Origin of the sequence: Solibacillus sp. FSL W8-0372 (assembly GCF_037969735.1) — a bacterium.
GTDB classification, from domain to species: domain Bacteria; phylum Bacillota; class Bacilli; order Bacillales_A; family Planococcaceae; genus Solibacillus; species Solibacillus faecavium.
This window is the reverse complement of the sequence record NZ_CP150204.1, coordinates 1,695,190-1,708,379: the sequence shown is the minus strand read 5'-3', so window position 1 is coordinate 1,708,379 and position 13,190 is coordinate 1,695,190. Positions and strand designations below refer to the sequence as shown.

Genomic DNA, 13,190 nt, shown 5'->3' with positions numbered 1-13,190 from the left:
AACATTTTTCCACAAAATTCATTATAGCAGTAAAACAAAAGTTAACCTAACTTTATCCACCGCTGTATGAATATTGATACGGTACTCCGTAACTTTTCATGTCGATTTGCAAATTTCAAATAGAAGTAAAGTGTTTTGCTTAAATTTAATTGATTAGTTCTTGCTTTATACCAAAGTGCACTATACCCCTGCGCGTAAGCAGATGCTTCTAGCTGGTCAAAAAGCTGTTCAAACCATTCAATGAATAAATCTTCCTCAATACCCTTTACTATCAAGGCGTTAATGACATTGCAAAAACGTTCGTCTTCATCATCAATGAATACATAGTCTTTCCATAGATTTGCACGGATCGCCTGCAAAATTTGGAAAGTAAAGCGAATTGAATACTCGGGGTGTTCGATAATTGCACATAAGAGCTCACACGCATTTGCAACACTATGCGCCCAACCGGATTGGATATTAACATAGCTGCGTAAATCCTGTTCCTTTGTTAATAAATCAATCGCATTTTGTGTAATCTGTTCCAATTGTTCCTTATTTAAATAGGAAAGTTGTCTATCAGCATTTACAATTGCCGCCAAATACAGGGCAGAATATGACCGTTGAAAAACCGCGCCTGTCCCACTTTCACCAATATTGGCAAGTAGACCTTTATCCGCAAAAAGATGATCGACAAATTGATTAATCACCATTTCGCTTAGCGCATTTTCCGTTAAAAGTTGGATAAACAAACGATAATTGTACTGGTCTCGAATGGCAGCATCTTCCTCGCCAACTCCGTCCAGTAAATTTTCCACAATGGTAGGATTCAACTGAATATAATGTTTTCGTTCATCTACCGACATTTCAAATAATTCATCATAATCTTCCACTAACAAAAAAACGCCCCCTAAATCATATACCCATTATTATCTATACCATTGTAAGAGACGGTAAGCTTTTTGACTAGGAGAACGTACGCAAAATTGGAAAGGGATGATTTTCAATACCAATTTGCACCTATAGAACGAACGCATCACCAGCTTCAAATAGTTCATTTACTTCAATGACACGATCTGAAAATTTCTGGACGACATTTAAATCAATTGCATTAAATAAATTTGTTAAAACAACAGCTGTACATTCGAATTGTTTTTTCTTTTTTAAGTGATTAAATTCTTCGACAAATCTTGTTGGCAAAAAACTCGAACCATCCGTAACAAACAATAGATCCGCTTTATTGAACTCACTTTTCAATAAAATATTTAACGATTCACGAAGAGGTAACTCGTAATTCGTACCGCCACCTAAGAAGCTATTGCTGAATTGGATTAAATCGTCGGTAGTCGCTTGACCTTTTCTAAAAAAGACAACTTCTCCTATATTTGTAGCAAATGGAACAATGGCAAAATCTCTCTTTTGCTTTTTAGCGATTGTTAACAGCGCAATACAAAATGCTTTGCTCTGCTCTTTTATCGCTGTCATGGAACTGCTTTCATCAATACAGACAATAATGGGTCCCTTCCCTTTACGTGCTTTCCCTTTCGTACCAAATACGAAGGTCTGCTGTTCACTTAGTCGTTTTAAAAAATCCAGCTTACTTGGCCTCATCATATAATTGGCTAATTCGAGTGGTAGTATTCGCGACACTTCATGCCCGGTTGAAATATTTCGAAATTCCATATTTCGCTGATTTTTCATCTTTTGTTTTTTCATGGCGATTTTTTTAAAACGACCAACTAAGTCTGCAATGCGTTGCAGTTCCTTTCTCTGACCGATGACTGAAGCGAGTTTAAATTGATCTGACAACGGAATATTTTCAATTTTTTTGCCATCCATTGTACCAACTGTTCGAACAGCTTTTTTCGTATTGCGGATTTTCTTTTTATTTTCTTGGAGCATCATACTAATTGAGGTTTCTCCAAGCTGTCGAATATGTGCTTTCATTTGTGCTGTACTGGCACCAAGTTCCTGACCGGAATTTACAGCATACGTATCATTATTTAACAGCTCTAAATTTTGAAGCAGCTGTTCCGCAATACTGATTGATGTAAGGACACTTAATAAATCATCGCCCTGTGTTAAGGAGTGCCATTGAACGTATTCCTCATTTTTCAGTAAATGACGGATAAATTCGTATTGTGTATCATCAACACGATTGATATTTCCTTTTAAGATTGGCTCGTTATGATAAAAGGCATACCAACAATCCCCAATTAAATTAGTAAAGCCGGCAACTTTTCTTTCTCCTGCTAAACAGCTGTCTTTTAACCTTGCCGCCATTTTTAAAAGCTCGTTGAAACGTTCTTTATAAGTCGCGCTGATGTCGAAAACAGATCGACTATAAAATACAAGTACGTTATCTCTCAAGCATCGTTCACCACCTTAAAGCATAATTTAAAACCCGATAACATCCGACGTAATCCGTAGCAACTGTTTATGCATTTCAGTTTTTAAACTTTGTAATTCGGGCCGATTAGGTATTTGGCGATTCATGTTTTGTACTTCCATAAACAATGATTTCCCCTGCATTAATAATTGGCTAAGTTCTGTTCGTGCTATAGGTGTCCTATGAAGTAATGTAGTTTGTGCAGTCAGCATAATCGTTTCGAATTCAGCTGTCGTACGGTGAATAAACGCATCTACTGTATCAAAGGCAATCTCATGAATAATTTCTTTCGCCGTGCTTTTTTGATCGCTTGTTTCCCATAAAACATTCGCCATAATCGCTAAATCTTCTCGGATAACTTCTGTTCTTCCAGCTAAGTAAGCTTTCGCCCTTAAGATGGACAGGGACTGTTTAAACCGGCGATCAGAAGGTCTTATTCCCTCGTCTTTTAGTGCTTGACGAATTTTAGCAATCATTTTAAGAATGCCGTCCGAAACGTCAATATTCGCTACTTGTTGCTGGTGTTCATAAAGCTCTTCCAGTGATATTTTTGTAACATTTTTTTCATTTTGATCCTTCAACATGGAGATGAAAGAGTCCTCATTACGAATATAATCGACTTCATAGCGAAGCAGGAATCGATCAAATAACGCTTCCAGACCTTCTCCTTCTTCTATATATTCATTGGAGGAGCCTACAATTGTTAAAAGCGGTGAAGGAATTGGAACTCCATTGTTATAATAAACACGCTCATTAATTAGTGTAAGCAACGAATTTAATATAGCTGAATTTGCTTTAAAAATTTCGTCGATAAATGCAAAATGCGCTTCCGGTAGCATATTGGTTACATTCCGTCTATAAATTCCCTGTTCCAAATCCTTCAATGACAGCACGCCAAATAACTCTTCAGGTGTACTGAAAGGTGTCAGCAAATGCTGAAAGTAACAGCTTCCATCGACAATGGAGCCAAGCATTGACGATAGCACACTCTTACCTGTACCCGCTGGACCTATAAATAACACATGTTGTTTAGATAAAAGTGCAATTAATAATGCCTCGACTTCTTCTTCCCGATCATAAAAACATTCATTTAATTGTTGTTGGACAATTTGTAGTTGTTTTACCATATTACACTCCCTTTTCTTCTACTAAGAAATCTGCAATGTATGGAATTTATGTATGATGTATTTCTCTTCCTATAAATTTTCACTTCCTAAGTGATTTTTAAACCTATTTCTTGTATTTGACAGGTCTTTCATTTAATTAGAGGAATAATTCAAGCCGTTTTATACTATTTTAAATAGTAGCAACTCAAAATTTTTTTATGTAATTTTTAAATTAAATGATTATTTTCATTATTTTACGTGAACATATTACATATAGCATGTTTTGCAGGAGGAATCGTATGGTGATAGTAAAAGTGTCTACTTCATTTTTTTCAACGGTGAAAACAATCAGCCGAGCTGTTCAAAAGGCAACAAATGACGACATAATCGTCGTAAATGCCGGCAAATATAAAGAGACGTTAGCTTTCCTAGATAGCAGAACAATCACTGCTAAAAATGCAGGAACCGTTGTCGTAGAAGGGGCGATACTTATCGCTAAATCGGCTGTTGTTACTTTTGAAAACATGACCATTCAACCTACGTCGCAAATTTTTGTGGAAGGTCAATTAATTTTAAAGAACTGTGTTATTCAGGGTGGTCTAACAAACGTCCTAATCGCTATGAAGGGCGGCTATGCACATTGTGAGAAAACTCATTTCAGAGATGCCCCGGATATTGGCATAACCCTCATTTCCAACAGTAAAGCACATTTCGAATACTGCCATTTTGAACAAAACAAAAAAGTGCATATACTCTTGGAAAACTCCACTGCCCATCTGGAAAATTGTGAGCTTTCAAAAGGAAATCAAGCTATATGGGCTAAAACGAATTCAAAGACCTATTTAAATAATGTAAAAGTCCATCACCATTCAGGTACACAAATAGTCATACAGGACCATTCGCTATTGGATATAAAAGAAAGTGAAATTAAGCAAGGCGAAGGTAACGGGATATATGCATCCGAAAATTCGATAATTCATCTCGCTCAAACTACAGTTCATCATCATACCCTTCCCCAATTATGGATTCAAAAAAGTTCCTTGAACATTAGCGAGTGTCAAATACAACATGGAAGTGAATCGGGTATTATGTTGCGGGAATATGCGGAAGCAACGATTTCCGATACGCTGCTTTCATTTCATAAAATAGCCAATGTGCAACTGACATTCGAATCTTTGTTGAATATGACAAATAGCGAAGTACTCAATAGTCAGGGAGTTGGAATTCAATTAAAGGAAAAATCAATTGCCAACTTTACCGATACGTTATTTGCACATAATGTCCTACCGCAACTTTTCATCACGGAAAATTCGATCTGTACATTAAAAAGTGTAACGATTGAGGATGGAAAGCAAATTGGAGTCTTTGCGGAGAAAGGGTCTTCTTGTTCCATTGTATCCAGTACGATTACAGGCCATAAAAATGCGGCACTTACGGTAATCGAAGCAGAAATGTTTCTGTTGAATACAACAATTCACCATAATAATGGGAATGGGTTATTTGCCGTTAATAATGCCAAGGCGACGTTGGATAACTGCCAATTTAATCATAACGATTTGGCGCATATTGCCGGGAAAAACGACAGCACGATTCATATTAGTCACAGTGAATTAACGGGTGGAAAAAGTATTTTTGTTATTGACCATTGCCAATTGGACATTATCGATTCTGTCATTAAGGATGGAACCGGAGCCCAAATAGAAATGATTGATCATATTAATGCCACTATCCAAAACTCCAAAATCATTGACGGGCAAACGAACGGAATAATAGCGATGAAAGATACATCGGTGAATATTATTGAAAGTCAAATTTCCTCGCATAAAATGCCACAGGTAATTGTCAATGATAGTTCGATTATTTTCAAAAATAGTGAACTGCTCGAAGGCGATCGGAATGGCTTTATTATTAAAAATCATGCCGAGGCATTGATTCAGGATTCATTCATTTCCAATCATGGTTATCCGCAAATATGGATTGACTCGGAATCTACCGTTGAACTGAAAGCAACACAACTAACTGAAGGTCGTGAATCGGATATTTATGTGCAAAACAACTCCGTATTGCATGCTTCAAACTGCATCATTCAAAATGCAAAGTTCAACTTTAATATTCAGGCAGTTAACTTTTCTAAAATTTATCTCGCTGAAACAATGGTAGACAATTCGTTTGGTTCGAAATTTTACAGTGAGAACAACAGTCAAATTACTTACAACATGGATGAGATAAGCTAAATATTATGCTACCTGTATGTTAATAAACGTCAGGTAGTTTTTTGTTGATGCTTTTTAGGTGCTCGATCTTTCAGAATAAATCCAAGTTAAATAAGGTTTTAGGTTGCATCTCAAATAATTTATGAGAAAATAAATTGTTGGAAAGGAAGTATCGAACTAAAATGACTACATTAGAAAAACAAAGTATTACGACAAGCTACGACCCATGGGAAGCCTATATGGATATCGAAAAACATGGTAAGTTGACTTTATCGAATATTGAATTCACTACCACTACATTATGCAACATGCGCTGTGCACACTGCGCAGTCGGCTATACATTGCAGACTAAAGATCCCGATGCTTTACCAATCGATTTAATTTTAAAGCGTTTAGATGAGATTCCTCATCTTCAAACAATCTCAATCACAGGCGGAGAACCAATGATGTCACGTAAATCTGTACGTGAGTATGTTTTACCGCTTTTAAAATATGCGCATAGCCGCGGTGTCCGTACACAAATGAACTCCAATTTAACCATTGATGGTGAGCGTTACCTGGAAATTGCACCATATCTGGATGTACTACATATTTCGCATAACTGGGGTACAATTGAGGAATTCGTTGAAACTGGCTTTGCCATGATGGAACGGAAACCAACATTTGATCAGCGTGCTGCTTTATTTCAGCGTATGATTGATAACTCTAAAATGCTTGCTGAAAATGGGGTCATGGTATCGGCTGAAACGATGTTGAACAAAAAAACATTGCCTTACTTAGACCATATCCACAAGCAAATTGTAGAGGAAATGAAATGTGCGCGTCATGAAATCCACCCAATGTATCCATCAGATTTCGCCAGTGCCTTAACTTCATTATCACTTGAGGAAACGCGTGAAGCGATTCATCATTTACTAGATATTCGCGATGAAAATACTTGGATGCTGTTTGGAACTCTTCCCTTTTACCCTTGCAGTAAAACCGAGGAAGACCAAAAATTACTGGACCGTTTACGCAACACTCCAAATGTAACAATGCGTAATGACCCGGACGGACGTTCTCGTTTAAATATTAATATTTTCACAGGTGACGTTATCGTAACAGACTTTGGAGATACACCGGCATTAGGCAATATTACGTCCGATTCGTTACCGGTAATTTTTGATAAATGGCTTGAAACAGATTTGGCGAAAAGCCTTAACTGCCACTGCCCTGCTGTAAAATGCCTCGGCCCTAATGTGCTCGTTAAAAACATGTATTATCAGGACGAACAATTTATTAGTGGTTCAGTAAAATAACAGAGTCGTAATTTAGATAAATATTTTATTGAATAGCGAAAGAACCCTTATATAAATCAATTTGGGATAAGCAGAAAACTATCTATTTCATCTTTCGGAAATAGATAGTTTTCGTTGTGTCCAAATACTTATTAACTTAGATGAACTTATAAAAGCTATCGCAACATCTTGGTCACATGATATTATAGTAGAAGATTATTTAAAGGAGCTATACCTTATATGGACAATTTACGTGAGCAATGGTTTGGAAATATACGTGCGGATGTACTAGCAGGTTTAGTTGTTGCATTGGCACTCATTCCAGAAGCAATTGCTTTTTCTATTTTAGCAGGAGTAGATCCGATGGTCGGATTGTATGCCTCCTTTGTTATCGCTGTCACAATCAGCTTTGTTGGCGGACGCCCAGCAATGATCTCTGCTGCAACGGGTGCGATGGCGCTTGTTATCGTGTCACTTGTAAAGGACCACGGATTACAGTATTTATTAGCCGCAACGATCCTAACAGGAATTATCCAAATTATTTTTGGCGCTTTAAAAATTGCTAGACTAATGAAGTTTATTCCGAATGCGGTCATGATTGGCTTTGTAAACTCACTAGCCATTTTAGTCTTTATCGCTCAAACGCCCCACTTTATTGGCGGAAGCCTCATGACATGGTTATTTTTACTTGGAACAATAGCGCTCATTTACTTAATTCCTCTTTTTATAAAAGGAATTCCGGCACCTTTAATTGCTGTTATCATCTTAACAGTAGTAGCCATTTATTCTGGTTTTAATTTAAACACAGTTGGAGATATGGGGACAATTACACAATCCCTACCTTCTTTTTTCATTCCTGATATTCCGTTTACTTTTGAAACATTGATGATTATTTTACCTTATTCTTTAGCTTTAGCTGTTGTCGGTTTGGTGGAATCTTTATTAACGGCTTCGATTCTGGATGATATGACCGTATCAGAAAGCGACAAAAATAAAGAGGCCCGTGGACAGGGAATTGCCAATGTCATCAATGGATTTTTCGGAGGTATGGCCGGCTGTGCCATGATTGGACAATCTGTCATTAATGTAAAGTCCGGTGCAAGAGGCCGTTTATCCACATTTGTGGCTGGTATATTTTTAATGTTTTTAATATTGGTTTTAGGGGATTATGTCGTGCAGATTCCAATGCCAGTACTCGCTGGTGTTATGGTTGTTGTGTGTATTACACAATTTGACTGGCATTCATTTAAATATGCGGCGACAGCACCAAAGAAGGATGTTTTTGTTATGCTGCTTACCATTGGTGTTGTACTGTATACGCACAATCTAGCACTCGGTGTTGTGGCAGGTATTGTTGTAAGTGCCCTATTCTTTGTGAATGAAATTTCCCGTGTTTCGATTTCTCAGCAAGGCACTACTTATTTCGTAAAAGGTCAATTATTCTTTGCTTCAACGGAAAGCTTTATGGACTATTTCAAATCAATTTCAATGGACCAATCTTCCATCCAAATTGACTTTGCACAATGTAAAGTATGGGATGATTCAGCAATTGGAGCTTTAATGAAGGTAAAAGACCAACTGAAGGCGAAAAACATAGTAGTAACATTCTTAAATATTGATGAATCGAGCAAAAAGCTCATGAAAAAATTAACAGGTACTACATTAACTGATTAGGAGTGGATTTATGTATCAACATATATTACTTGCCGCTGATGGTTCCGAAAACGCGTTTCGGGCAGCAAAGGAAGCTGTAAAAATAGCGAAGATAAATCCCGAAACAATGGTAACCATTATTTTTGTCATTGATATGGTCAAAGTGAAAACCGAAGTATTGCATGCGAGTTCCAATGAAGGTCTTTATATGGAACGTCGTCAAAAGATTGTACCGATTGAACAATTATTCCAAGATGAGCAAATCAAATGCAAGGTAGAAATGATTCACGGATCACCCGCTCCGGAGATTATTAAATATGCCAATACACAAAATATAGATTTAGTCGTAATCGGCAGCCGTGGCTTAAACAGTTTGCAGGAAATGGTTTTAGGAAGTGTATCGCATAAAGTGATGAAACGTGTTCAATGTCCGGCAATGATTGTCAAATAAAGCATAAGAGGCTGGGACAAAATCCCCCTCAAAAATAAAGCCGTTCAAACTTTACTCATCGTAAAATTTGAACAGCTTTATTTTTGTGTCTGCCCTGTAGCCGTTGTTCTCCGTTACAGCGGACGCTTTCCTGGGGGCACGGCTCGAGCCTGTAGTCTCTCCCACGTGCTCCTGCGATTACTCGTCGCAAAATAAATTTTGCTTGTCCCCAAGGAGTCGCCGCCTTCACTACGAACAACTAATTTTTCTTCTATATCAAAAAAATCTCTGCATAATTTCAAGCATGAAAAAGGACATTCTGTAAAAGAATGCTTGCAACTGCTATCTCTCCATAATATCTATTACTTTATGGTAGGAAGCCAAATTGATGGTATGATTTCCTTTTGTATATAATACGTTAGCCCCTTCTCGTTCTCCTTTTTTCCAACCATTTAATTTCAGAACAATTTCATAATCAAGTGGTATCCCATTTTCCTCGGAAGCCCTTGACCAATTATAACTTTTCACTCGTTCACTCTCTTGAACTAATTCCGCTTTTATTGGAATAGGGAAACCGTATAAATCTTCGGTTATTTCATAATTAAAATTAGAAGAAACTAAAATAATCCCTATTAAAATGACTATTATAGCAATTGCCCATCCAACTTTTTTCTTTATTGCACTCACCTCATCGTAAATTTTTATAACAATGGCAATTAACTGTATGATCATTTACCATCCCGACCGCCTGCATATAAGAATAGCAAATGATACTTCCGACAAACTTAAATCCATCTTTTTTTAACTGTTTACTCATTTGATCACTAATCTCTGTAGTGATCGGAACTTCGTGATGGCTTTCCCATGCATTTACTATCGGCTCTCCCCCTACAAAAGACCAAATATAATTTGAAAAAGAGCCATATTTCTTTTGAATCGCAAGGAAACTTTTCGCGTTTGTAACAACACTATTGATTTTCAGTTGATTGCGTATAATACGCTCGTCGTTTTTTAATGCCGTTAATTTGTCTTCGTCGTACTGTACGATCTTATTCGCATCAAATTGATCAAATGCTTTTATGTATCCTTCTCTGCGCTTTAAAATCGTCAGCCAGCTCAATCCTGCCTGTGCGCCTTCGAGACAGAGCATTTCAAACAATTTCCGGTCATCATAAACCGGTACTCCCCATTCCTCGTCATGGTATTTCACATACACCGGCTCATCCAACTTCACCCAACTACAACGCTCCATGTTATCACCGCAATCTTGTTTTATTTTCAACTGTAAGGGATTTTCGGAAACTATGTCAAATAAACGGTAAGCTCGAAGTATTATATTAATTTCGTCTATTGCTTTTGCGGTTGTAGGATTAAAAATTACGCAGTAAAATAGATTATACTGAACAAATGTGTATGATTTCCGTCAAATTTCATCGAGCGTACACACACATTTATATTGGAGGAACATCGTGAGAAATTTATTGCAGGTTATCCCTATTCCGATTAGCGGCCTTATGCTCGCTTTCATTTCATTGGGAAATTTATTATTAAGTATGAATCAGTCAGTAACTGGGCATTTTTTCTTTTTAATTGGCATACTACTGTTTATTTTAATCGTGGGGAAAATTCTTTTTGCTTTTTCTTCTGTAGTTAAGGAAATGCAAAACCCGATTATTGCATCTGTTTCCCCTACTTTTACAATGGGGACTTTATCAATTAGTAATGGGTTGCACTATTACGGTATTCCGGAAGCTGTAATACATCTTTTATGGAGTGCTGCTGCCGTTTTACAAATTGCTATTATTATATACTTCATCAAAACCTTTGTTTGGAAAAATAAAATCACGATCTCAAATATTTTTCCAAGCTGGCTCATTTTATTTGTAGGTACGGCTGTAATGCCTTTAACAGCAGGTAATTTATCAGGAATGTTCACGAAGAGTATTTTGATTTTTGCTGTTTGCGCATTTATTATTTTAGTGCCAATTATTATTTTACGTGGCTTTATTCGCAAAGATCTGCCTGAACCGACTATTCCGATGCTGACGATTTTAACTGCTCCGGTATCGCTTTGTTTGGCAGCCTACTTTAAGCAGTTTGAAGCGCAATTATTTATTGTCGTCACTTTCTATATTGTCGCTCAGCTTTTGTATCTTTTAGTATTAATGAAATTGCCAAGTGCTCTTAAGCTCCCATTTTATCCGAGCTATGCTGCATTCACATTCCCATTGGTCATTTCTGCAACAGCGACAAATGTCGTTATTCATTTCTTAGACCTAAGCGCAACAGCAAGTGTTTGGTTAACTGCCTATTTTTATTTCCAGCTAATCTTTTCATCTGTGATGGTGCTTTATGTTTTTGTACGCTATATTAATTATTTATCAGTACAGCTACGTCAAAAGCGGGCAATTGTTACTGATAAAAAAGAGGCAATTTCTTAATAATATTAAAATATTGAAACATTCCCCCTTTAGACGTCGTATTATACATAAAAGGGGGGATTTTTTTGAAAAGAGTCATTTTTGCACTTTTAATCATTATTTTAATATTAATACTCATTTATTTCTGGCTTGGTAAGGAAATGGATGCAGTACTAAAAAACGAGGCAGACGGTACCAATGAGTATGTCGTAATATTAGGCGCAAAAGTTAAACCCGGTGGTATCCCTTCCCTCTCTTTAAAAAACCGGTTGGATGTGGCATTGGACTATTTACGAAAACATCCTTCTGTTAAAGCAATTGTTACAGGGGGTCAAGGTGCAGATGAAGATCGAACCGAAGCATCTGTCATGGCCGCTTATTTAATAGAACACGGTATTGATCAAAATAGAATTATGCTGGAAGATCAGTCCACCTCTACCTACGAAAACTTATTATTTGCTAAAGAACTATTGCCTGAAGACGTAACAAACATTACGATCATCTCCAATGATTTCCACTTAAAACGAGCTGTCATACTTGCAAATAAAGTTGGCCTGCAAGCGGATGTTTTGGCAGCGCCTACGCCTAAATCAGTCAACACTAAATCTCGTATACGGGAGCGTTTAGCATTAATAAAAGCTTATGTAAAAGGTCAATAATTTTACATTCCGACTCTATTTCGTTATCGTAAATAGTAACGAATAGTAGAGGTGAACTAAATGAAACTTAGTATATTAGATCAAGTACCTATATCAAAAGGGATGTCTTCCACAGAAGCCCTAGCAAATGCCGTAAAACTTGCTCAGCTTGGCGATGAGCTAGGCTATGAGCGAATTTGGTTTGCTGAACATCACAATACAACATCGCTTGCAAGTTCTGCTCCTGAGGTAACAGCTGCATATGTGGCTGCCAAAACAGATCGTATTCGCGTTGGAACAGGCGGCATTATGATGATGCATTATTCACCTTTTAAGGTGGCAGAAGTGTTTAAAACATTGGCTGCTTTAGCTCCTGGCCGAATTGATTTTGGTGCAGGACGCGCACCTGGTGGGGATATGCCTGCTATGACTGCTCTTGCTAGCGGACGGAGACCAGATGTGACGGAGCAATATGATAAGCTTGAAATTATTTTACGCTTAATGAATGAACAACGGACTGGTGAAGTCATTTACGATAATGTTGTCGCCGTTCCATTTAAAGTAGAGCTTCCTCAAGGTTGGCTGCTCGGCTCCAGCGGACAAAGTGCAAGACAGGCCGGTGAAGCAGGAGTTGGCTATTCTTTTGCCCAGTTTTTCAATGGACAAATGTCTAAGTCTATTTTTGATGCTTATCGAAATAGTTTCCAACCTTCATATTTTATGGAGCAGCCGAAAATTATTACGACATATGCGGTAAGTGTTGCCGAAACAACAGAAGAAGCAGAATACTTATCGATGCCTATGCAAATTACGCGATTGAATTTAATGCGTGGTAAGCTTCTGAATGTACTGTCTCCTGAAGAAGCGAATGACTACCCATTAACGGAAATGGACAAAATGATTTTACAGCAAAACCGTCCGCTTATGTTAATCGGGTCAGCGAAGGAAGTTGTCAACCAGATGAAAGAGGAGCAGGAGTACTTCGGCTTTGATGAAGCGATGATTAACTGTAATCTCTATACAATTGACCAACGATTAAACAGCTATCGTCTATTGGCGGAAGAGCTTAATAAATAAAAAAAAGT

12 protein-coding genes are annotated in these 13,190 nt (G+C 37.4%); 7 read left to right on the top strand and 5 right to left on the bottom strand.

All coding sequences use genetic code 11. The features are described from left to right. Window positions 1-41: 41 nt before the first annotated feature. The 3 genes from MKY13_RS08425 to MKY13_RS08415 form a co-directional block, all read right to left on the bottom strand. Window positions 42-872, bottom strand: a complete 831-nt coding sequence (locus tag MKY13_RS08425) for a DUF2785 domain-containing protein (protein ID WP_318245184.1) — start codon at window positions 870-872, stop codon at window positions 42-44. A 127-nt stretch (window positions 873-999) separates the two neighbouring features. Continuing rightward, window positions 1,000-2,349, bottom strand: coding sequence for a VWA domain-containing protein (locus tag MKY13_RS08420; RefSeq protein ID WP_191699074.1), 1,350 nt, complete (start codon window positions 2,347-2,349; stop codon window positions 1,000-1,002). Window positions 2,350-2,376: 27 nt separating this feature from the next. Continuing rightward, window positions 2,377-3,495, bottom strand: a complete 1,119-nt coding sequence (locus MKY13_RS08415) for an AAA family ATPase (protein WP_339216470.1) — start codon at window positions 3,493-3,495, stop codon at window positions 2,377-2,379. Between the two features lie 278 nt (window positions 3,496-3,773). Here MKY13_RS08415 and MKY13_RS08410 point away from each other — a divergent pair, with 278 nt between their 5' ends. The 4 genes from MKY13_RS08410 (at window position 3,774) to MKY13_RS08395 (ending at window position 9,068) form a co-directional block, all read left to right on the top strand. Further along, window positions 3,774-5,708, top strand: a complete 1,935-nt coding sequence (locus MKY13_RS08410) for a right-handed parallel beta-helix repeat-containing protein (protein WP_191699076.1) — start codon at window positions 3,774-3,776, stop codon at window positions 5,706-5,708. A gap of 161 nt (window positions 5,709-5,869) precedes the next feature. Beyond that, window positions 5,870-6,985 carry a radical SAM/CxCxxxxC motif protein YfkAB gene (gene yfkAB / locus MKY13_RS08405; protein ID WP_191699077.1) on the top strand — a complete coding sequence of 372 codons (1,116 nt, stop codon included), beginning with the start codon at window positions 5,870-5,872 and terminating at the stop codon, window positions 6,983-6,985. 219 nt (window positions 6,986-7,204) lie between these two features. Beyond that, a complete protein-coding gene (locus MKY13_RS08400) occupies window positions 7,205-8,638 on the top strand; it encodes a SulP family inorganic anion transporter (protein ID WP_339216468.1) in 1,434 nt (477 codons plus the stop codon). Window positions 8,639-8,648: 10 nt separating this feature from the next. Continuing rightward, the gene (locus MKY13_RS08395; protein ID WP_191699079.1) at window positions 8,649-9,068 is read left to right on the top strand and encodes a universal stress protein; all 420 of its coding nucleotides are present in this window, start codon (window positions 8,649-8,651) and stop codon (window positions 9,066-9,068) included. 321 nt (window positions 9,069-9,389) lie between these two features. On the opposite strand, the gene MKY13_RS08390 is transcribed toward MKY13_RS08395, so the two are convergent. Continuing rightward, the gene (locus MKY13_RS08390; RefSeq protein WP_225231130.1) at window positions 9,390-9,779 is read right to left on the bottom strand and encodes a hypothetical protein; all 390 of its coding nucleotides are present in this window, start codon (window positions 9,777-9,779) and stop codon (window positions 9,390-9,392) included. Next, entirely contained in the window at window positions 9,736-10,299 is a 564-nt protein-coding gene (locus tag MKY13_RS08385) for a DNA-3-methyladenine glycosylase I (RefSeq protein ID WP_191699080.1), read from the bottom strand. The genes MKY13_RS08390 and MKY13_RS08385 overlap by 44 nt, the downstream gene beginning before the upstream one ends. A gap of 217 nt (window positions 10,300-10,516) precedes the next feature. On the opposite strand from MKY13_RS08385, the gene MKY13_RS08380 reads away from it, so the two are divergent. The 3 genes from MKY13_RS08380 to MKY13_RS08370 all read left to right on the top strand — a co-directional run bounded on the left by MKY13_RS08380 (window position 10,517) and on the right by MKY13_RS08370 (window position 13,182). Then, entirely contained in the window at window positions 10,517-11,488 is a 972-nt protein-coding gene (locus MKY13_RS08380) for a TDT family transporter (RefSeq protein ID WP_339216465.1), read from the top strand. Between the two features lie 65 nt (window positions 11,489-11,553). Further along, entirely contained in the window at window positions 11,554-12,126 is a 573-nt protein-coding gene (locus tag MKY13_RS08375) for a YdcF family protein (RefSeq protein WP_191699082.1), read from the top strand. 60 nt (window positions 12,127-12,186) lie between these two features. Next, window positions 12,187-13,182, top strand: a complete 996-nt coding sequence (locus MKY13_RS08370) for an LLM class flavin-dependent oxidoreductase (protein WP_339216462.1) — start codon at window positions 12,187-12,189, stop codon at window positions 13,180-13,182. The last annotated feature ends 8 nt before the right edge of the window (window positions 13,183-13,190 follow it).